Source organism: Streptomyces sp. NPDC046308 (genome assembly GCF_055588065.1).
Genome location: NZ_JBVJFB010000005.1, coordinates 222,565 through 243,118, shown reverse-complemented (window position 1 = coordinate 243,118; position 20,554 = coordinate 222,565). Strand labels below are relative to the sequence as shown.

General features: G+C 70.7%; 19 protein-coding genes and 2 pseudogenes. 14 read left to right on the top strand and 7 right to left on the bottom strand.

What is annotated here, in order from left to right; genetic code table 11:
- Window positions 1–75 precede the first annotated feature (75 nt).
- The 3 genes from ACZ6JT_RS21760 to ACZ6JT_RS21750 all read right to left on the bottom strand — a co-directional run bounded on the left by ACZ6JT_RS21760 (window position 76) and on the right by ACZ6JT_RS21750 (window position 3,880).
- On the bottom strand, window positions 76–2,532 hold the full coding sequence (locus tag ACZ6JT_RS21760) for a hypothetical protein (RefSeq protein ID WP_469211978.1): 2,457 nt from the start codon (window positions 2,530–2,532) through the stop codon (window positions 76–78).
- Window positions 2,533–2,745: 213 nt separating this feature from the next.
- A complete protein-coding gene (locus ACZ6JT_RS21755) occupies window positions 2,746–3,462 on the bottom strand; it encodes a DUF6333 family protein (RefSeq protein ID WP_469211976.1) in 717 nt (238 codons plus the stop codon).
- Between the two features lie 205 nt (window positions 3,463–3,667).
- The gene (locus tag ACZ6JT_RS21750; protein ID WP_365473797.1) at window positions 3,668–3,880 is read right to left on the bottom strand and encodes a hypothetical protein; all 213 of its coding nucleotides are present in this window, start codon (window positions 3,878–3,880) and stop codon (window positions 3,668–3,670) included.
- 256 nt (window positions 3,881–4,136) lie between these two features.
- Here ACZ6JT_RS21750 and ACZ6JT_RS21745 point away from each other — a divergent pair, with 256 nt between their 5' ends.
- The 3 genes from ACZ6JT_RS21745 (at window position 4,137) to ACZ6JT_RS21735 (ending at window position 6,791) form a co-directional block, all read left to right on the top strand.
- On the top strand, window positions 4,137–4,412 hold the full coding sequence (locus tag ACZ6JT_RS21745; RefSeq protein WP_469211974.1) for a hypothetical protein: 276 nt from the start codon (window positions 4,137–4,139) through the stop codon (window positions 4,410–4,412).
- Between the two features lie 170 nt (window positions 4,413–4,582).
- A complete protein-coding gene (locus tag ACZ6JT_RS21740) occupies window positions 4,583–4,789 on the top strand; it encodes a hypothetical protein (protein WP_469211972.1) in 207 nt (68 codons plus the stop codon).
- Window positions 4,790–5,309: 520 nt separating this feature from the next.
- The gene (locus ACZ6JT_RS21735; RefSeq protein WP_469211970.1) at window positions 5,310–6,791 is read left to right on the top strand and encodes a sialidase family protein; all 1,482 of its coding nucleotides are present in this window, start codon (window positions 5,310–5,312) and stop codon (window positions 6,789–6,791) included.
- 117 nt (window positions 6,792–6,908) lie between these two features.
- On the opposite strand, the gene ACZ6JT_RS21730 is transcribed toward ACZ6JT_RS21735, so the two are convergent.
- Window positions 6,909–7,481 carry a TetR/AcrR family transcriptional regulator gene (locus ACZ6JT_RS21730; RefSeq protein WP_469211968.1) on the bottom strand — a complete coding sequence of 191 codons (573 nt, stop codon included), beginning with the start codon at window positions 7,479–7,481 and terminating at the stop codon, window positions 6,909–6,911.
- A gap of 149 nt (window positions 7,482–7,630) precedes the next feature.
- On the opposite strand from ACZ6JT_RS21730, the gene ACZ6JT_RS21725 reads away from it, so the two are divergent.
- From ACZ6JT_RS21725 to ACZ6JT_RS21705, 5 genes are all read left to right on the top strand, one after another.
- Entirely contained in the window at window positions 7,631–8,422 is a 792-nt protein-coding gene (locus ACZ6JT_RS21725) for an SDR family NAD(P)-dependent oxidoreductase (RefSeq protein WP_469211966.1), read from the top strand.
- Between the two features lie 96 nt (window positions 8,423–8,518).
- Window positions 8,519–9,085: a TetR/AcrR family transcriptional regulator gene (locus ACZ6JT_RS21720; RefSeq protein WP_469211964.1), complete on the top strand. Its 567-nt coding sequence runs from the start codon at window positions 8,519–8,521 to the stop codon at window positions 9,083–9,085.
- Window positions 9,086–9,191: 106 nt separating this feature from the next.
- On the top strand, window positions 9,192–10,652 hold the full coding sequence (locus tag ACZ6JT_RS21715) for an MFS transporter (RefSeq protein WP_469211962.1): 1,461 nt from the start codon (window positions 9,192–9,194) through the stop codon (window positions 10,650–10,652).
- Window positions 10,653–10,693: 41 nt separating this feature from the next.
- Window positions 10,694–11,134, top strand: a complete 441-nt coding sequence (locus ACZ6JT_RS21710; RefSeq protein ID WP_469211960.1) for an SRPBCC family protein — start codon at window positions 10,694–10,696, stop codon at window positions 11,132–11,134.
- A 65-nt stretch (window positions 11,135–11,199) separates the two neighbouring features.
- Window positions 11,200–12,588: a carotenoid oxygenase family protein gene (locus ACZ6JT_RS21705; protein WP_469211958.1), complete on the top strand. Its 1,389-nt coding sequence runs from the start codon at window positions 11,200–11,202 to the stop codon at window positions 12,586–12,588.
- Between the two features lie 51 nt (window positions 12,589–12,639).
- On the opposite strand, the gene nadE is transcribed toward ACZ6JT_RS21705, so the two are convergent.
- Window positions 12,640–13,470: an ammonia-dependent NAD(+) synthetase gene (gene nadE / locus ACZ6JT_RS21700; RefSeq protein WP_469211956.1), complete on the bottom strand. Its 831-nt coding sequence runs from the start codon at window positions 13,468–13,470 to the stop codon at window positions 12,640–12,642.
- Between the two features lie 522 nt (window positions 13,471–13,992).
- Here nadE and ACZ6JT_RS21695 point away from each other — a divergent pair.
- The 5 genes and pseudogenes from ACZ6JT_RS21695 to ACZ6JT_RS21675 form a co-directional block, all read left to right on the top strand.
- On the top strand, window positions 13,993–14,310 hold the full coding sequence (locus ACZ6JT_RS21695) for a helix-turn-helix domain-containing protein (RefSeq protein ID WP_469212557.1): 318 nt from the start codon (window positions 13,993–13,995) through the stop codon (window positions 14,308–14,310).
- A 349-nt stretch (window positions 14,311–14,659) separates the two neighbouring features.
- Window positions 14,660–14,956 (top strand): hypothetical protein, encoded by a 297-nt coding sequence (locus tag ACZ6JT_RS21690; protein WP_469211954.1) that lies wholly within the window; start codon window positions 14,660–14,662, stop codon window positions 14,954–14,956.
- A 26-nt stretch (window positions 14,957–14,982) separates the two neighbouring features.
- The gene (locus ACZ6JT_RS21685; RefSeq protein ID WP_469211952.1) at window positions 14,983–15,825 is read left to right on the top strand and encodes a hypothetical protein; all 843 of its coding nucleotides are present in this window, start codon (window positions 14,983–14,985) and stop codon (window positions 15,823–15,825) included.
- A 59-nt stretch (window positions 15,826–15,884) separates the two neighbouring features.
- Window positions 15,885–16,394: a hypothetical protein gene (locus tag ACZ6JT_RS21680; RefSeq protein WP_469211950.1), complete on the top strand. Its 510-nt coding sequence runs from the start codon at window positions 15,885–15,887 to the stop codon at window positions 16,392–16,394.
- A 185-nt stretch (window positions 16,395–16,579) separates the two neighbouring features.
- A pseudogene (locus tag ACZ6JT_RS21675) lies at window positions 16,580–17,400 on the top strand (DUF4158 domain-containing protein); the annotation flags it as partial.
- Here the strand turns inward: ACZ6JT_RS21675 and ACZ6JT_RS21670 are convergent.
- Both ACZ6JT_RS21670 and ACZ6JT_RS21665 read right to left on the bottom strand, forming a co-directional pair.
- Window positions 17,401–18,231 carry an alpha/beta fold hydrolase gene (locus ACZ6JT_RS21670; RefSeq protein ID WP_469211949.1) on the bottom strand — a complete coding sequence of 277 codons (831 nt, stop codon included), beginning with the start codon at window positions 18,229–18,231 and terminating at the stop codon, window positions 17,401–17,403.
- A 297-nt stretch (window positions 18,232–18,528) separates the two neighbouring features.
- A pseudogene (locus ACZ6JT_RS21665) lies at window positions 18,529–18,661 on the bottom strand (site-specific integrase); the annotation flags it as partial.
- A 420-nt stretch (window positions 18,662–19,081) separates the two neighbouring features.
- On the opposite strand from ACZ6JT_RS21665, the gene ACZ6JT_RS21660 reads away from it, so the two are divergent.
- Window positions 19,082–20,491 (top strand): virginiamycin B lyase family protein, encoded by a 1,410-nt coding sequence (locus ACZ6JT_RS21660; RefSeq protein ID WP_469211947.1) that lies wholly within the window; start codon window positions 19,082–19,084, stop codon window positions 20,489–20,491.
- Window positions 20,492–20,554: the final 63 nt, after the last annotated feature.

Sequence of the window (20,554 nt, the reverse complement as noted above, 5' to 3'; positions counted from 1 at the left end):
GGACGGCGAAGGGCTCCACCCGGTGCGTACTGACGGGTGGAGCCCTTCACTGTGAGACGTTTCTGCCTGGTCGGGTTACTCCTGCGCGGTGCGGCGGCGCCGCATCCACCAGGTCAGGGTGACGCCGGCCGTTGCCATGGCTGCGGCGACACCGGCGATCAGGCCCACCGGCGTGTGGGAGCCGGTGTCGGCGAGGTCGCCGTCGGGGTCCTCCGGCGTGGGCGGCGTGTTGTCACCGCCGCCGGAGTGGGTGGGGTCGGGGGCCGGGGTCGTCGGGGGTTGGGTCGGCTTGCCGGTGCCCGACGGGGTCGGTGTGGGGGTGGGGTCGTCACCGGGATCCTCGCCGCCCGGGTCCTCGCCGCTGCCGTCCGTGACCGGGCCCGCGCCGAGGTACAAGGTGTCGAGGTCCCGGTAGGAGGTGTCATCGGACTTGCCGGAGTTGACGGTGGTGTTGTCCAGGTCCTGGTTCTGGGCGTCGAACTGGGCCTTGGGGATGTTCTGCTTGGGCTGCCTGGAGAAGTCGACGCCGCCGACGCCCTGCTTGTACAGCTTGCCGCCGTACTCCAGCTCGAACCACTCGATGCCCTCCCTGATGGACTGCATGTACTGGTCCCAGACCTTTTCACGGGTCCAGTCCTCATGCGGAGCGCGGATCGGCCAGGCCGAGACGTCGTTGGAGTCGATGATGTCGTGGAAGTCCGTCGGGGACTTGGCGTCCTGCTGACGGATGTACTCGGCGGCGACGCGGGCGTTGTAGACCGCGCGCAGCTCGGCGTACTTGGGGTCCTTGTTCACCCGCTCCTGGATGACCGGGACGATGTTGGCGTTGACCGAGACCTCGATGGCCTTCTTCTCGGCGTCCGAGAGGTCGGTGCACTCAGTGGAGCCGGGGACGGTGTAGTCGACGTCCAGCCACTGGGCGGAGACGTCCATCGGCGATTCGAGGATGTAGATCCCGCCGTCCTGCTCGCGGACCTTGGCCTCGTCGGGCTCGATCCAGAAGCGGGTGCCGGGGAAGCAGGGGATGCCGTTGCGGCGCGGCGCGGTGTCCCAGTACCGCTTGCCCCCGGGATGCTTGTCGGGGTTCAGGGCCTCGGAGAAGTCGTGCTTCATGACCAGGTCGGCGTCGAGGAGGACGCGGCCGGCGTCGGTCTTGCCGAACTTGGCGTCCATGACCTTGTTCGGCTGGTCCGGGTTCAGGTTGACCCAGAACTTCTCGGGGGTCAGGGCGAGCCAGGTGAACAGGGCGTCGGAGGAGAGCTGCATGCGGGCTTCGCCGCCGAAACCGGGGTTGTTGTCCGGGTCGGGCATCTGGTCGGCGCGCATGGAGAAAGTCATGCCCTTGCCCTTTTCGAGGCCGCCGACGTACCGGAGTTCCATGGTGGTGAAGTCGACGCCGCCGGGGCCGCCCCTGGGGAGGGTGCCCCTCGGGTCGAGGCGGTTGGCGTCCCGCTGGTAGCGCTTCGCCTCTTCCAGGGTCTTCCCGGAGGACAGGGCCCGGTCGTTGGCGGGGCCGCGGGTGCCGCACGTGTTGGCGCCGGCCGCCGAGAGCTGCGGCGTGCCCGTCTGGCAGGCGGGCGCGAACCACCGCTGATGGTCCGAATACCCTTGGATCGGAGTGGTCTTGGGCACCGGGTTGTACAGGCGCTGGTTTCCGCGCACCTGCCCGGTCTTCCCGTTCCGCATGTTGCGGACGTCGCGCTCCAGGTCGTCGATGAGCTTGGCCTGGCCCTTGGTGAAGGGCTTGGCGCCGGTGAAGCGGAACTTGTGGTCGGGCAGCGACTTGGCGACGACCCGGTCGTCCGCAAGCTGCTTCGCCGTCAGCTTGGAGTTCGACTTGAACTCGTTGAACTCCTTGCTCTTCTGGTTGTAGGCGTCGTACCGGCGTTCGCCGACCTTGTCGCCGTTCTTGTCGAACAGCTCGACGGTGACCTCACACAGCCAGTCCGGGCCGATCAGCTTGTAGTCCTTGACGAGCTGCCGTTCGAAGCCCGAGCCCTTGTGGTTGTTGATCTGGTTGCGGATGTACCGCTTGTCGAACCAGTGCTTGAACCCCAGGTTCTCCTTGTTCGCGAAGTACCGGGCGTAGATCTCCATCGCCCGGTCCGCAGGCTTCCCCGACGCGTTGGCGATCTTCTTCCACGCCTCGACGTTCTTGTCCAGGTCCCCGGGGACCTTCGACAGGGCCTCGGCCTTCTGGGCGGCCGTCGGTGTCTGCAGGCCGTCGTACGCCTGTCCCGGAAGGTCGAACTCGAAGTTCTTGGGGAGGGCGGTGTCCTTGTACAGGTTCCCGGTGGGGTTGTCGGGGAACCCGGAGTCCGGCGGTGTCGTCGGGGCGGTCGGGAGGCCGTTGCGGGTGTCGCAGCGCTTCCCGGATCCCGCCTTCAGCTTCGCCGAGACCGGCGGCAGCTTCGGTGGTGCGGCCTCGACGGCCTGGAGTCCGGTGGTGACGATCGCGGCCGTCAGGCCGACAGCGGCCGTGAACCTGGCTGCTAAGCGCCACTTGGACGGTATGCGGATGTGTTTGTTCAAGAGCTCGTCTTTCCCTCTCCGGTGGAGGCCTTGAGGGGGTGTGGGCGGCGCGCGGGCCCCCGTGACATGTGCGCGCCACCCGACCACCATAGCCCTCACCGGGCACAAGTAAAGACGAGTTAAAGCGTGTCGCCGAACCATCAACACCACTGTGCGGAACGTCAGTTCACGTGCCAGGACCCTCGCCCCGAGTGGCTCGCGCCCGGCTTGCGCCTACACGAAGTACAAACGCTCCATGTCCCTGACCGCGTCTTCGGAGTGCCGTACACGGAACGCCGTCGTCTCCATCTCCTCCCACCCCCACGGATCCGACTGCCCGAGCGCCAGGCCCCCCAGGGCCGCCCAGTAGACCTCGTTCGCGGGCGCGTCCAGGTCGACGCCGGCGTTGTCCACCATCCACCCTCTGAGATCCAGGGACGCGATCACCGCACGCGGATCGCCCGAGACGACGAACGGCTCGTCATCCGGCCACCCCGATGCGTGGAACATCGCTCCGTCCGGCAGCCACACGAGGTTCTCGGTGTGCTCCATCCCCCCGTGGTAGGAGACCCGTCCCACGATCCGCGCATCCGGGAACCGCTCCCGCAACTCCTTCGCCGCGGACAGGAGCGGCTCGTCGTTTCCGTCGGTCGCGAATGCGGGAGTCGCGATGCTCAACATGCCGCCCCACGCGGCACCGTGCACGATGTCCAGATCGGACCGCGCCGCCGACGGCAGCGGGGTCTGTGCGGAGCGCGGCCCGAGGTCCTCCAGGACGGCCTCGATGCCCTCGAACGACTCGACGAACGCCCGTGCGCGGGCCGGGTCGTTGGGCGGCAGAGTGCGGGCGTCGACGTTGAAGGGCGCCTCGAACGCGGTCAGGTGACACAGACTCATCGAGCCGCGCACGATCCGGTCCGGCGCGGAGGTCCAGTACGTGTTCTCGTCCATGCGGGCCACCGTAATGGCCGGCGATGACAGAGGCGCCGTTACTTGGGCGTTCGATGGTGCCGCGTGGCGTTGCGCGAGACCGCGTACACCTTCTCGTCCGGCAACGGGAATTGACGACGAGCCATGTCGGCGGCCCTCGGGCGGGCACGGACCTCGACGTCACGGAGCGCCCCGCGGCGCGTGGCTGCGGGGCGCCTTGTGGGGGTCAGTCGACCTGCTCCCCGTTGTACGTACCGCCCTTGCAGTAGTTGCCGTCCTCATTGACCGCGGGTACTCCGCCGCCCTGCTTGCACTCAGAAGGCGTGACGACGGACGGGGCGCTCTGAGTGGCGGCGGTAGCGGTGGCGGCGCCGGTGAGGCCGAGTCCGGCGAGGGCTGCCGTGGCCATGACGGCGGCGAGGATTCGACGAATGCGCATTCGGTTCCCCTTTCACGGATTGCCTCGGTTGGGGCACTCTTCAGCTTCTCACCCATGGGGGTGGCACGTCATGTTGGACCGACGCGCCTAGCCCAGGGCCATGTTGACCTGCGGAAACGCGCATGGTCGGCCTTGCGTGCGCAGCGGTGGTGGAGACGTCGGTATCCGGCGGCCCCGGGGCGTGGTGGTGCCCAGGACGGACGGGGGAGAGGGTGCGACGCTGGAGTGAGACCAACCCGGAAGGCAGGTGCGTCCCATGCGCACGTCGATCCGTATTGCCGGTGCCCTCACCGGCCTCACCCTCACCCTCGGCGGTGCGGTCCTCGCCGCTCCCGCGGTCCGGGCGGACATCCCGGCCTGCACGCAGATGGCCGAGCAGGCCGGTGCCACCGCCTCCGACTCCGTCTCCGCGGCCTGCAGCCGTGGCGTGGTCGGAGACCTGCAGAGTTGTGTGACCGGGCTGACCGAGGCCGGAGTGGCGGGCGGCGCCGCGACCGGTGCCTGCCGGGCCGCGGCCCACGAACCGCGTTAGAGGACGCCGTCATACCTCTGCGCGGCCGGTCGGTCACCGTCCGGGCGCGGCGCCCGGCCTCGCCTCGCGGGCCTCATGCGGAGCGCCCATGCTGAGTAAGAGGGCGCCGTCGTCTTGCGACTTGTCCTTCCCGAAGGCCGAACGAAGGCGCCTGAGAGGAGGAGGAACCCATGCGCATACGAAGAATCCTGGGCCTCGCCCTGGCCGCGGCGACCCTTGCCGGCGTGAGCGCCGTCGGCGCTGTTGGCGCCGCAGCCGCCTCGTCTCCGGACATCTCCCGGGACGAGTGCACGGCAGCCGGCGGACGGATCGTGTCCAACCCCTACGCCGGCGAGGCCTGCGCGCTTCCCGACGGGACCAAGCCGGGGATCACCTGACGATCACCTGACCATGCGGCGCACGGTGGGCATGGGGTGACGGCCCCCGGCCCACCGCTGGGCGGATCGCCCGCGCCCGTCGCGACACAGCGACACCGCACCGCGACACCGCGACACCGACACCGCGACACCGCGACACCGCGCACTCGTGAGGTCCGACCGTCTCGAAGCCAAGGCCGCTTCGGGGCGGTCCGTGCCGTGTCCTGAACCTGCTCGGCTCCCTCGTCATGCGGTGACCGACGAGGTCGTTCGCATGTCCCGGCTGTATTGATTACGGATTCCCCCGACTCGTCCCCCCTGGGCCGACCGGCACGGTGCACCCGCCGGTCGGCTTCGTCGTGCTCCTCGACGTCCCCCGGGGACGACTCCGTCGTTCGGCCCATCAAGGGCACCGGCCGCAACGCCGAAAAGGACCAAGCGGAGTCACCCCACCCTCGCGTTCCCGTACGCCTCCGTGCCCCAGGCCGCCCCGCCGACGGCGGTCCCGTGTCCCAGCCGACAGGCCCGGAGGAAATCCCGCATGCGCGTCCGCCTGCCCCTGACCGCCGTCACCACCGCCGCGTTCCTGCTGGTCACGGTCACCGGTGCGACTCCCGCCGCAGCAGACCGGAACGACCGGAACCCCGACGGCACACCACTGGTCCGGGTGTCCCAGGGCGACCCGTACGCGAAGTGCACCATCGGAGCGAGGTCCCCCGACAGCGTCGTCTACCCGGCCACCGAGGTCGAGCCGTACCTGTCCGTCGATCCGCGCGACCCCCGGCGCGTGGTCACCGTGTTCCAGCAGGACCGCTGGAACGACGGCGGCGCCCGTGGCCTGGCGGCCGCCTGGACCACGGACGGGCACACCTTCCACCGGAGCACGCTGCCGTTCAGCCTGTGCGCTCCCGGCGGCGCGGACTACGAACGGGCCTCCGACCCCTGGGTGAGCACCGGACCCGACGGCACGGTCTACGCCAGTGGGGAGGGCGTCGACTTCACGAAGAGCACGCGCAGCGCCCTTCTGACCGTCACCTCCCGCGACGGCGGCCGCACTTGGCAGAACCTCACCACCACGCACGTCGACGAGCAGCCGTTCTTCAACGACAAGCCCTCACTCACCGCCGACCCGATCCGCGAGGGCACCGCCTACCAGGTCTGGAACCGCCTCGACAACGACCCGCCCGGCCCCAGCTCCCTCGACGGTCCCGGCTACATCTCCCTCACCCGCGACGGCGGCCGCACCTGGAGCGAGGCCCGGCCGTTCGTCGACACCGGCGCCGTGCCCAACACCCAGACCATCGGCCATCTGATCGTCGTCGACCGGCACACCGGCATCCTGTACGACTTCTTCGACCGGATCACCCACTCCGACGACCTGAGCACCGTCGTCGAAGCCCGCTACGAGATGGTCTCCTCAACGGACGCCGGAGAGACCTGGAGCGCCCCGGTCACCGTGGCCCGGGACACCTCCGTACCGGAGGTCGACCCGAACGACCCCACCAGACTGCTGCGCGCCGCGGCCACCCTGCCCAGCCCGGCCGTCGACCCGAAGACGGGCACGCTCTACATGGCGTACGAGGGCTCGGACTTCTCCGGCGGCAGCTTCGACTCCGTCCAGCTGGTGCGCTCCACCGACGGCGGACGCACCTGGGGAGCCCCGGAGCTGATCAGCCCGGAAGGCGTGCCGGCCTTCTCCCCGTCGATCGCGGTCGACGAGCGGGGCACGGTCGCACTCACCTACTACGACCTGCGCTTCCTCGAGCCGGGCGACACCACCACCCTGCCCACCGCCTACCAGCTGGCCACCCTGCCGCACGGGGACCCGCAGCGCCGGACCGAGCGACGGATCTCGCGGATCTTCGACTGGCTGGAGGCACCGTACGCCGGGGGCTACTTCCTCGGTGACTACCAGGGCCTCGTGGCAGACGGCAAGGGAGTACGGGCGGTGCTCACCGAAACCCACTCCGACGCACCCCAGAACCGCACGGACGTGTACACCGGCACCTTCCGCACCCACTGACCGACGCGGACGCCGACGGGGGAGCGCCGACCGTCGATGTCGCCGCGCCCGGCGGTGTCGTCGGCGTAGGCCTCGGCGAGGCGCAGGGCGAGGCGGCTCCCGTTTCGGCCTGCTCGGCTACGGGGTCTGCGTCGGGGTAAGCCTCGTGAGGACCAGCAGGGTGTCGACGAGGTCCTCGGCGGGGGCGCCGGTGGCCAGCCGGCGCAGCTGCTGGCCGAAGACCAGGGCGACGGCCACCCCCGCCAGGCGCTCCGGGTCCGGTACGCCGAGTTGGGTCAGGACCCGGGTGGCCAGCAGGTCGTAGGCGGCGAAGCACTCGGCCGCGGCGACGCGCAGCCGTTCGTCGCGGCCGGCCTGGACGTACAGCTCGAACGGCGCGATGTGCCGGTTGTCGAAGGCGTTGCCGCCCGCGACCTGCGCCACCACCTCGGCCGCCTGACCGATGTCGAAGCGGTCGTCGGTGCACGCGTCGGCCAGCCCGGTGAAGTGGCGCGTCTCCTCGGCCACGAAGTGCAGCAGGCTCTCGCGCAACAGCTCGTGCTGGGTGGCGAAGTGGTAGGTGACGGACCCGAGGGACACGGCCGCCTCCTTGGCGATCCGCCGGTTGGTGACGGCGGCGATGCCGTCCTGCCCGATGATCCGCAGCACGGCGTCGATGATGCTCTGGCGGGTGTCGGAAGCGTGGGGCATGTCGGCATTCTGCCCCATCGGACGGCGTGTCGGCCCTGACGGGCAAGGGGAGTCGGGGCGTCCGCGGTGTGGACAGGCGGCAGCGCGATCCCTACTGTTCGTTCGAACGAACAGTAGAGTGCCGTCGCGCGGGAGTCACGGGAGACATCGTGGACATATCCGGATCGAACGTTCTGCTCACCGGGGCCACCGGAGGAATCGGCGCCGCCCTCGCCTCGCGTCTGACCGCGCAGGGGGCCCGTCTTACGGTCACCGGGCGACGGGCGGAGGCCCTCGAGGCCACCGCCGAGGCCTGCGGCGCCCGTACGGTGGTCGCCGACCTGGCCGTCCGCTCCGACGTCGTCGGCCTCGCCGAGAGCTGCGCCGAGACGGACATCCTCGTCGCCAACGCGGCCCTGCCCGCCAGCGGCAACCTGCTGGACTACACCGAGGAGCAGGTCGACCGCGCCCTCGACGTCAACCTGCGCGCGCCCGTGCTGCTGTCACAGCTGCTCGCGGCGCACATGGTGGCCCGCGGGCGCGGCCACATCGTGCTGGTCGGTTCCATCTCCGGCAAGGCGGCGACCAAGTCGACCTCCCTGTACAACGCGACGAAGTTCGGGCTGCGCGGATTCGCCCTCGCCCTGCGCCAGGAGCTCAGGGGCACGGGGGTCGGGGTGTCCCTGGTCCAGCCCGGCTTCGTCCGCGACGCCGGGATGTTCGCGGCCACCGGCGCCGCCACCCCGAACGGCATCAGGACCGTCACACCCGGCCAGGTCGCCGACGGCGTCGTACGAGCCGTCCGGCGCGACCGTTGCGAGGTCAACGTGGCGCCGCTGGAGCTGCGGCTGCTGAGCGCCATCGCCGGGCAGTTCCCCGGGTTCGCCGAACGGGTCCAGGCCCGGACTGACGTCGACGGCTCCGTGCGGCAGATCGTCGAGGCCCAGCGCTCACGCCGCTAGGCCGTCGCCGCGCCAGGTCCGCATCTGCCAGTGCCGGCTAGCCGGAGCGGTGGCTCCGGCGTTGACACACAAGAGTGTGAGTGGTTGAGTACTCACATGAAGAGCGAACGCCCCCGGAAGCTGTCCACCGCCGAAGAGCGCCGCGAGACGGTGCTGCGCACCGCGATCGGCGCCTTCGCGGCGCGCGGCTACTGGGGCACCACCACCACCGAGGTGGCGAAGGCGGCCGGCATCTCGCAGGCGTACGTCTACCGGCTGTTCCCGAGCAAGGAGCTGCTGTTCACCGCGGTGGTCGAGCACTGCTTCGTGCAAGTCCGGGCCGGACTGGAGCGGGCGGCCGCCGAGGCGAAGGGCAGCTCCGCCGAGGTGGTGCTGGAGGCCATGGGGGATGCGTACGCGCTGCTGATCAAGGACAACGACCTCATGTTGATCCAGCTGCACGCCCAGGCCGCGGCGGTCTCCGAGCCGGCCGTGCGCGAGGTGGTCCGGCAGGGCTACGCCCGGGTGGTGGAGTACGTCCGTGGCGCCTCCGGTGGCACCGAGGAGCAGGTCCAGCAGTTCTTCGCGCTCGGCATGCTGTGCCACCTCATCGTCTCCATGGGGGCCGACGAGGTGGACGCCCCCTGGATCCGCGCGCTGTCCGCGGGCATCACGCACTACTGAGGCCGGCCCGGCCGCGTCACCGCGCGGTCGGGCCCGTCAGCGGGGCAGGAGCTCCGCCTTTTCTTTGGCGTCAAGTGTGAGTGGTTAACCACTCAAGGAGGATGCAGTGAGAACCACCGCCACCACCCGGAGCCCCGGAGCGGCGCTCGCGGCTCTGGCCGGGGCGCAGTTCACGGTCATGCTCGCCACCTCGATCGTGAACGTGGCCCTGCCGCAGATCCGCGCCGGCGTCGGGCTGTCGGACAGCGGCACGACCTGGGTGGTCAACGCCTACGGCCTCGCCTTCGGTGCGCTGCTGCCGGCCGGTGGACGGGCGGCTGACCTCCTCGGCCGCCGCCGGGTGCTGATCGCGGGGCTCGCGGTGTTCGGGGCCGCCTCGCTGACGGCCGGGCTGGCCACCGCGTCCCCGGTCCTGATCGCGGCCCGTGCGGTACAGGGTCTGGGCGCGGCGGCGATCGCACCGGCGGCGCTGGCCCTGGTGATGGACCTGTTCCCGCCGGGATCGGGGCGGGGGAGGGCGCTGGGCGTGTGGGGCGCGGTGTCCGGCGCGGGCGGCGCGGCCGGGGTCCTGCTCGGCGGGGTCCTCACCCAGGCGTGGGGCTGGCCGTGGATCTTCTTCGCCGTCGCCATCGGCGTCCTGCCGGTCCTCGCCGGCATCGCGGTGAGCGTGCCGCGGATCCCGGTCACCGGCGGCGGCCGGTTCGACCTGCCCGGCACGACCGCCGTCACCCTCGCGCTGACCGCCCTGGTGTGGGGCCTGACCACCGCCCGCCGCTCGGGCTGGACGGACACCGCCGTCCTCGGGGCCTTCGCCGCCGCAGCCGCGCTGTCGGCCGTGTTCGTCCTCGTCGAACGCAGGCACCCGAATCCGCTGCTGCCGCCGCGGCTGTTCCGCGCCGGCCGGGTTGCCGCGGGCAACCTGCTGATGGTGCTCTTGGGGTCCGTGTGGATCGCCCTGTTCTTCTTCCTGCCGCTCTACCAGCAGCAGGTCCTCGGGTCCGGCCCGCTGGTCACCGGCCTCGGCCAACTCCCCCTGGCCGCCGCCAACATGCTCGGCTCCACCCTGGCCCCACGGATCTCCCGGCGGATCGGCGCGACCGCCACGGTGACCGGCGCCCTGCTGACCGAGGCCGCCGGATTCCTCTGGCTGTCCCGGATCCGCGCCGACGGCAGCTACCTCGCCGACCTCCTCGGCCCGAGCGTCCTGATCGGCCTGGGCCTGAGCATCGCCTTCGTGCAGCTGACCGCCCTGTCCGTGGACGGCGTCCCGCGGGAGGACGCGGGGCTCGCCGGCGGTCTGGTGAACACCTCCCGGCAGGTCGGAGGCGCGATCGGCCTCGCCGTCCTGGCCACCCTCGCCGGCACCGTCACCACCCACGCGGCCACCCACCAGACACCACTCGAAGCACTCACCGCCGGCTACCGCGTGGCCTTCGGCGTCTGCGCCGCCGTCCTCGTCGCCACCGCCGCCCTCACCCCGCTCCTCACCCGCCCCGCCTCCGGAACCGCCGCCCCACACCCGGCCCCACCCCCGGCCCCGCGGCCCGCCGCGGACCGCCGCTGCTGACCACCCCACCGACACCACACTGACCGAGAGGAAGAACAGCCGTGTTCACCATCGACGAGACCGCCCCCGCCATCGTCCGCCTGTCCACCGTGATCGACGCCCCGCTGGAGCGGGTCTGGGCCCTGCACACCGACATCGACGCCTGGCCCACCTGGAACCCCCACATCGACCAGGCAGAACTCGACGGCCCGCTGCTGCCGGGCCACTCCTTCACCTGGAAGACGCACGGACTGGACATCACCTCCACCGTCCGCGAGATCGTCCCCGGCCGGCGGCTGGTCTGGGACGGCCCGGCCCACGGCATCGAGGGCGTCCACGTGTGGACCTTCGAACAGACCGGCAGCCAGGTGACCGTCCGCACCGAGGAGTCCTGGAGCGGCGCCCCCGTCGACGCCGCGCCCGACGACCTCGGCCAGGCCCTGCACGACTCGCTGACCGCCTGGCTCACCGCCCTCAAGACCCGCGCCGAACAGACCGACTGACACCCCCGCCCCACCCCCGAAGCCCGCAACGACCCCTCACCGTCACGCAAAGCGAGGTTCCCGCCATGACCACCGCCAAGAAGCCGTACCTGACCGGCCACTACACCCCCGTCGTCGACGAGATCACCGCCACCGGGCTCACCGTCGAAGGCACCTTGCCCCCCGAGCTGACCGGCCGGCTCATCCGCAACAGCCACAACCCCAAGCCCGGCGTCACCCCCACCCACTGGTTCAAGGGCAGCGGCATGGTCCACGGCATCCGGCTTCGCGAAGGCCGCGCCGAGTGGTACCGCAACCGCTGGGTGCACACCCCCGCCCTCGACGGCGCCCCCTACATGACCGAAAACGGCCCCGACCTGACCGCCAGCACCGCCGGCACCCACGTCATCGAACACGCCGGACGCCTGCTCGCCCTGTGCGAGGCCAACCTCCCCTTCGAACTCACCCGGGACCTCGACACCGTCGGCGCCTACGACTTCGACGGCAAACTGACCGGCGCGATGACCGCCCACCCCAAGGAGGACCCGGTCACCGGCGAGCTGCACTTCTTCGGCTCCTCGCCGTTCCCGCCGTTCCTCACCTACTACGTGGCCGACGCCAAGGGCGAGATCAGCCACAGCACCGAGGTGCCCGGAGCGACCGCCGCCCTCAAGCACGACTTCGCCGTCACCCGCCACCACGTGATCTTCATCGAGGGCAACGTCACCTTCGACCCCACCGAACACTCCGGCATCCCCTACAGCTGGAACGACGCGCAGCCGGCGCGCATCGGCGTCATGCCCCGCGGCCCGCAAGGCGCGGCGAAGACCCGCTGGTTCTCCATCGAGCCGGGCAACATGCTGCACGCCGCCAACGCCTACGAGGACGCCCAGGGCCGCATCGTCCTGGAAGGCCCCACCGTGGACCGCGAGGGCTTCCGGCTCTCGTGGAACTGGTGGGTCGGCGCGCCCGAGCGCGGCGCCGAGCCCAACACCCGCTCCTACAACCGCCGCTGGGTCATCGACCTGGCCGCCGGCCGTGTGGACGAGCGTGTGGTCGACGACCTCGCCATCGAGTTCCCCACGCTCAACGAGGAGTACCTCGGCGCCGAGCACCGCTACCAGTACGCCGTCTCCTTCCCCGACCAGGAAGGGCACGACGGCTACGGCATCGTCAAGTACGACCGCACCACCGGCGCCCGGCACATCCACGAGGCCGGCGACGCCCGCCTGCCCAGCGAGGCCGTCTTCGTCCCCGCCGCCGGGGCCACCCGCGAGGACGACGGCTACCTGCTCACCGTCGTCTCCGACCTCAAGCAGGACGCCTCCCAGCTGCTGGTCCTGGACGCCTCCGCCGCCCTCGAGCGGATCGCCACGGTCCACCTGCCCCGCCGGGTCACCGGAGGCATCCACGGCTCCTGGATCCCCGACGGCGACCTGGACGCCGACCTCGACGGCCGCAGCTCCGACCGCTGAACGCCGGTGGCCGCGGCCCCGGGGGACCTCCCCCCGGGGCCCGGCGCCGGCTCAGGGGGCGATCGGGAGCTGGCGCTTGTGCTCGGTGAGGCGGTAGCGGTGGGTGATGGCCTCGTAGGCGGCCTCGCTGACGGGCTTGCCTTCGAGGAGGTCGTCGATGTCGTCGTACGTGACGCCGAGGGCCTCCTCGTCGGGCCGGCCCGGCTTCAGCGTCTCCAGGTCCGCGGTCGGGGTCTTCACGGTCAGGCCGGCGGGCGCGCCCAGGGCCTCGGACATGGCCCGTACGCGCCGCTTCGTGAGGCCGGTGAGCGGCACCACGTCGGCCGCGCCGTCGCCGAACTTCGTGAAGAAGCCGGAGACCGCCTCGGCGGCGTGGTCGGTGCCGACCACCAGGCCCTCGTGCGCGCCGGCGACCGCGTACTGGGCGATCATGCGCTGCCGGGCCTTGATGTTGCCGTGCACGAAGTCCTGGTGGTGCGCGTCGCGGAAGACCGTGCCGCCCGCCAGCACCGCCTCCAGCGCCGCGTCGCTGGCCGCCTTCACGTCGACGGTCAGGATCCGGTCGGGCCGGATGAACTCCAGCGCGAGCTGCGCGTCCGCCTCGTCGGCCTGGGTGCCGTACGGCAGCCGCATCGCGAAGAACGTGGCGTCCTGCCCGCCGGCACGGACCCGCTCGACGGCGAGCTGGCACAACCGGCCCGCAGTGGTGGAGTCCACGCCGCCGCTGATGCCCAGCACCAGGGAGCGCAGGCCCGTGGAGGTCAGCTGCCCGGCCAGGAAGGCCACCCGGCGCTCGATCTCCTGCCGCACGTCGAAGGACGCGCTCACCTGGAGATCCCGGGCGATCTCCTGCTGCAGGGGTATGGACGCCAGGTCGGTCACGGCTGCTCCTCGGTCGGGCCCGTGGGCGGGGTCGGGGCGCGCCGCAGGGCCGGGGCCACGGGCGCGTGGATGGGGGACGGAAGCACTCTAGAGGACGGCCGGGACCGCACGCTCAGGGCATCCGGCCAGGTGAGCGCGGTCCCGTCGCAGGCGTCCCACCGCCGCGGGCCGGCGCCGGGCCTACTGTGCGACATCCCGTGGGTTGCTCTGAGCTCTCCGGAGTCCGCAACCCCGTGACCAGGAGGTTCGTCCTCTCTCTGAAAGCGGCTCACGGACTGACGTAACTTCGGGATTCCTGAAGTGTTCTCACTGCGTCCGATCGGTTCACGATCGGGATAAAGGTGCGGAGGCTCGGGTTGGCGCTGGCTGCCGTACGGGACCTGCGCGATGTCCGACCGCCGGCCACGGCGGAGGAGCTGGAGCAGTTCGAACCGATGTGCTGGCGGGGTTCGTGCTGGCGCGGGCCTCGGCGGGACTGGCGGACGGCACGACCCGCGGGGACGTCGGCCACCTGGAGCAGACCTGCGGCTGGCTGCCGGGAACAAGGGGATCTGGAAAGTCTCCGAGGTCCAGCGGAGCCTGGCCGAGCACGGCCTGGTCATCTCGGCCGGGAAGATGTCCGGGCTGTGGTCCGGCCAGCCGGTCTCCCGCAAGCTGGAGGACCTGGACTTCATTTGCGTTGTCCTCGGCTGTGAGATCGGCGACCTCCTCATTCCCGAGCTGGAGAAGGTATGCCGCCCCGGTCAGGAGGAAACGATCCGGGCCGCTGTCGGCTCGGGGACTGCCGCACCGAAGGTGATCCCCAAGCGCCGGGACGGCCGGTCGCTGTCGCCGGAGTAAGCAGGTGGCACGCTTCCCGATGGGCTACCTCAAGCCGACCAGCTCCTGCCCAGGCTGCCTGGCCTGGGGCGATTTCCGCGGACGGCTCTGCCATACGTGCTACATGTTCGGCCGCGAGCACGACGCGGCGGAATGCGTCGGCTGCCGTCGCGTCCAGCCGTTGAAGTGGACCTACTGCCGTTTGTGCTGGTGCCAGGCCCGCCTCGACGCGAGACAGCTGACAGCCAGGCGGCGGAAGGGGCAGACGTGCGGGTGCGACTCGCTGCCGTCCGGCACCATCAGCTGTTCTTCGTCGGGATGCACTACCGCAAAAAACCAACGCCTCCAGCCCGACGGAAGGGAGGACGGCGTGGCCCCGCGCAAGCCGCCTCCGGCGCTGGCTTGGTGTCCGGACTCCGGCTGGCGGCAGTCGCCGCTGTTCGAGCAGATTCCCCGGCACTTCGATCGGCTCGACCCGTCCGACGCCGATCTGGCCAGCCCGTGGCTGGCCTGGGCGAAGTACCTCGCCCCCCGGTTCGCCGAGGCCCGCGGCTGGGGACGCAACATCCACTTCGCGGTTAACCGCGGCCTGGCCTCGCCCTCACCGGTCACGTCAAGGGTGACGTCATCCGACACACGGAGATCTTCTCCCCGCTACGGGCCCTGAACCTGCCCGTCGGCCACATCATCACGGTGCTGGAGGAGATGGGGATCTTCGAGGACGACAGCGAGCCGTCCTTCGAGCGCTGGACTCGCCTCCTGCACGACGGCGGCCCTCGCAGCCTCGCGCGCAAGGAGGGCACGGTCTGGCTCTCCCTTAATTACGTCCGCCCGGTCCTGCTTGTGTGGTCGAACCGCTACGACCACCTGCGGGAGGTGACTCGCGACGATGTCCTCGCACACATCAAGACGCTGCACGGTCATCAGCGGCGTGACCGGCTCGTTGCCCTGCGGTCTCTGTTCACCTGGGCCCAACGGCAGGGGCTGATCTTCCGCAACCCCACCAGCCGGATCAAGGTCGGGCAGAACGAGTACGGCAGCTCCAACCGCTCCTCCCCGAGCATGTCGAGAACTCCGTCGCAGCGGCCACCACCCTGGCGGCACGGCTCGTCCTGGCGCTCGCGGCGGTCCACGCCGCCCGGGTCGCCCAGAATCGCCGCCCTCATGCTCGAAGACGTCGATCTCGGCAACCGCCGGCTGGCCCTCGCCGGGCGCGCCCGGCCTCTCGACGACCTCACCCTGAGGCTACTGACGGACTGGCTGGACCACCGGCGGCGCCGGTGGCCGAGCCCCGCGAACCTCCACCGGCTGATCAACGACCAGACCGCCAACACGACCGGCCGGGCCAGCAACCACTGGATCAGCGCTCCCATACGAGGGCAGGACGCCACCTTGGAGCGGCTTCGCGTTGACGGGCAGCTCGAAGAGGCCCTAACCCGCGGCCCTGACCCACTCCATCTCGCGGATCGGGCTCGACGAGAAGACCGCGATGCGTTACGCGGATTCCGCACGAGCCCTGCTGGACCAGGCCGCTGAACAGCACCTTCGCTGAAATGTGCTCGACCGGGACGCACCGTGAAGGGAATCATGAGCGGGTGACGTCGACCGAAGCAGTAGCAATCGCTCTACAGGACCATGCCGCCCTCTGGAGGGTGGGGGAGATCAGTGCGAGCGAGGTGGTCGATTCTGCCTGCGACGCGCTCGTCGCCGGACTCGACACCCCCAACCTTCGGATCCTCGCCGCCTGCACGCGCGCCGAGGCGGACTACGACGTCCATGACCTGCTTCCCCCGGCACTCGCCGAACTCGGCCTCACCCTCCATCCGGTTGGCAGTGAGGCTGGCCAAGAAGCTGCCGTGCGAGCGCTCGCACGGCGCATGCTCGCCGGCGAGTTGAAACCTTGGGAGCTCACTTTCCGGATTCACCGGCGCTACGGGCACGAGCTGCCCCTGGCTGAGCGGCTCGCCGAGCTCGATGACGAGTACGGCATGCTCGAAGACGGCGACGAAGCAATAGCTCAGGTTGATGCTGAGGTCACGGCGGAAGCCCGCCGCCTCGCGGCCCACCCCACCGTTCCCGCCGAACCCACGGATCCACCCAGTTGATACACACGGACCGACCCGCGAGTTCCCCTGAATAAGCCTGAACCCACGGGGCTCTCGGGGGTCGAGGAACATCGGAACGAAAACCGGCGCTCAGCCCGTCGGGCCTCGGCGAGGGCTTTGACCTGGGCTTCTGTGGGGGCTGAACCTTCGGCAGTCGTGTTGATCGATTGTTCTGGAGGTCCGGGGTGCCGGTCGAGATTTTGACGGATGAGCAGGCTGCGCGTACGCGGTGTATCGCGGGGCGCCGTCCCGTACGGAGTTGGAGCGCTTCTTCTTCCTGGACGACGCGGACCGGGAGCTGATCGATTCGCGGGCCTGGGTGGACGCGCGGGCCTGGACGACGGGAGAGGGCCCGAAGGCGTTGTTCGACGCGGCGGCCGGCTGGTGCGCGAGCGGCGGGTGCTGCTGCCCGGGGTGACAACGCTGACCCGGCTGGTGGCCTCGGTGACATCTCGTACGGGCTGCTGAACGTCGGTCAGCGTGCGGTGCTGGACCCGCTGCTGACCGTCCCGTCGGGTGAGCGGGTCTCGGAGCCGGACCGGCTGCGACGCCGGCCCAGTACGGGAATCCGGCCCGCACATGAAGTGGTCGCTCCAGCGCGCGGAGGAGATCGCGGCCCTCGGTATGGGGGAGCTGGACGGCGACTGTCCCGGTACGGCGTGGACGGCAAGGCATCGCTCCTACGCCGCCACGGCGATTCCCGCCGGCTCGCAACCCTGCTGGCCACCACGGTCTACCCGACGACCCGGGCCGTCGACGACGCGTTGGACCTCCTGGAGGTACTGAACGCGACGAAGCTGCCGGCCAAGGCCGAGTGCGCGACGGTCAAGGAGAGGATGAAAACGCTGCCGAGGGTCGAGCGGGCCTCGGCGAAGCCGGCGACCGAGTTCCGGGTGGTGGTCGACACCACGAGCGGGCTGGTCGACACCGAACCGGCGAGGTCACCGGTCCGGCCGTGGGGTCGTTCGAGGCGATGGGGGAGCGGATCGAGGCGGTCGTGCTCCGGTCACTCCTCGATGAAGGCGAGGATGTCGGGGTTGAGGACGTCCGGGTGCGTCGACAGCATGCCGTGCGGGTAGCCGTCGTAGGTCTTGAGCCGGCCGTTCTTGAGCAGCTTGGCGGACTTCGGGCCGGAGTCTGCGTACGGCACGACCTGGTCGCCCGTGCCGTGCATGACCAGCACTGGGACCTCGATCTTCTGCAGATCCTCGGTGAAGTCGGTCTCCGAGAAGGCCTTGATGCACTCGTACTGCGCGTTGGCGGCGCCCATCATGCCCTGCAGCCACCAGCGGTCGATCAGACCCTGCGACTTCTCGACGCCGGGCTGGTCGAAGTTGTAGAACGGTCCCGACGGCACGTCGATGTAGAACTCGGCTCGGTTGGCGGCCAGCGCGGCGCGGAAACCGTCGAACACCTCCATGGGCAGGCCCTCGGGGTTGCTCTCCTTCTTGACCATGACCGGGGGAACGGCCGAGACGAGGACGGCCTTGGAGACACGGCCCGGCTTGGCCTGCGCCACGTAGCGGGCGACCTCGCCGCCACCGGTGGAGTGGCCGATGTGCACCGCGTCCTTCAGGTCAAGGGCGTCGGTCAGGGCGACGACGTCGGCGACGTAGGTGTCCATGTCGTGGCCGGTGGCGGTCTGGCTCGAACGGCCGTGGCCGCGGCGGTCGTGGGCGATGACGCGGTAGCCCTTGGCCAGGAACCACAGCATCTGGTTGTCCCAGTCGTCGGCGCTCAGCGGCCAGCCGTGGTGGAAGACGAGGGGCTTGCCGTCGCGGGGGCCCCAGTCCTTGTAGAAGATGTCCGTACCGTCAGGGGTGGTCACCGTGCTCATTGCCCGTCCTTACGTCTGGTCGAGTGGACCGGCCGGATCGCACGGTCCAGCGGAAGATGCGGCGACGCGGCCGTCCGCCCCGCGGCGCGCTCGTGCGCCACGGGGCGGAGTTGGCGTTGTACGGCAGCGGGGTTGGTCCAGTGCCCACGGGTTAGTAAAACTCAGCGCGTCTGGAACCGCATGTCGGCTACGCCTGCCTGCCATGGTGTGATCCACAGGCGATCCAGCCGATGGCCGAGCGGTTGTCGGAAGAGAGCATGTGGTCGTTGACGTCCGGACTCGGTTCGGGGCCGGGTGCAGCAGACGTCTTGCCCACCCCGACCCCGTGGCTCCGGACCGTGTTCGGGTTGCCGAGCGAGTCGAGGAACACCTCGGCCGCCGCCCGGACGGTCAACGCCTTCCCTGTCGGCAGTTGCACGACGCTGGACACCACTTCCCCCTTGCCGCAGATAAAAGGGCCGCTTTAGCGCAGCAGCCGGAGACCGTCACCGCAGGTGGCGGATCAAGCTGCCGCGGATATGCGGGTGTTTAGTTGTGGGACGACGTCAGACCGGCTTTGCTGCCGACGACCCGCCGGCCGCCCAGCAGGGGCGACGATGGTTTGGCGCCGGTTCTCGTTCCGATGTTCCCCAACCCCCTACTCGTCCGGGCGTCAGCCTGTTGGCCCAGTGGAGACTGACATCGCGTCACCCGGGGTCCTACGCTGCGCAGTGCGCATGCCCCCCGGGCACTGCGCAGCGCACCGCTGTCGCGACCTCGAGCGCCGCCCGACAGCGCCCAGACCCGCCGGCGAGGTCTCGCCGCGACGGCGGGCCCGCCCCCGATCTCCGGCCGAAAGGTCTGCCTTCCCATGTCCCCACGCACGCCGTGCGGGTACCCGCCCCGGACGCCCCGGACCCCCCGACGCCGCCGCCCGCGCCGGGCGTTCCAGCTGGCCGCCGCCCTGCTCCTCGGCCTGATCAGCCTGCCCGTGGCCTCGGCCCCCGCCCGTGCCGCGGCCGGGGACATCACCGAGTACCCGCTGCCCACGGCCGGTAGCTCTCCCGGCGACATCACCACGGGGTCCGACGGGAACCTGTGGTTCACCGAGCAGGGCGTCCGGAAGATCGCCCGGATCACCCCCACCGGGGACCTGACGGAGTACCAGCTGCCCGGCGACGACAACAGCCCCGTCGGGATCACCGCCGGACCCGACGGCAGGCTGTGGTTCACCGACACCAGCCGCCGGATCGGGAACATCACCACGGCGGGCCTGATCACCGAGTACGACCTGCCCGCCGGCAGCGGCACACCGTTCGCCATCACCACGGGCCCCGACGGGAACCTCTGGTTCACCGAGGACCCCGGGGACCGGATCGGGCGGATCACCCCCACGGGGAAGATCACCGAGTACCCCCTGCCGCACCCCGGCAGCGGCCCGGAGTCCATCGTGACCGGGCCCGACGGGAACCTCTGGTTCACCGAGATCTCCGGCAACCGGATCGGGAGGATCACCCCCCAGGGCAAGATCACCGAGTACCCGCTGCCCAACGCCGACAGCGGCCCGGACGTCATCACCGCCGGGCCCGACGGGAACCTGTGGTTCACCGAGCTCTTCGGCAACCGGATCGGCAGGATCAGCCCGGCCGGGGTCATCACCGAGTACACGCTGCCGGACGCGGACAGCGGCCCGGACGGGATCGCCGCCGGGCCCGACGGCAACCTGTGGTTCACCGAGCAGCTCACCGACGGGATCGGGCGCATCACCCCCGCCGGGGACTTCGCCCGGTACCCGCTGCCGCACCCGGGCAGCCTCCCGATCCGCATCACCGCGGGACCGGACGCCCGCATGTGGTTCACCGAGATCGGCGGTGACCGCGTCGGACGGCTGGAGCTCGACGCCGGTCCGCCCCGCGCCGACCTGGCGGTCCGCCTGAGCGCACCGGCCTCCGTACGCGGCGGCACCGAGTACACGTACGACGTGACGGTGACCAACAAGGGGCCCTTCGCCGCCGCGGACCCGGCCGTCACCCTGACCCTGCCGCGCGGGGTGCAGGTCACCGAGGCACCCCCCGGCGCCGGCCGCCGCACTCCCGCTCCCACTCCGCTGACCTGGAACGTCGAGGCCCTGGGCGCCGGACAGCTGCGCGTCTTCCACGTCACGGTCCGGGCCACCCAGCGGCATGCCGTCACGGCCAGGGCGGCCGTCACCTCCCCCACACCGGACCAGAACCGGAGGAACAACACCGACACGGCCACCACCCGGGTCCTCGGCCGCTGAGCCGGCGCACCGCTTTGGGCGGTCCCGGCTCGGTAGGCTGGGACCGCCGGGCGCCTGCGACGG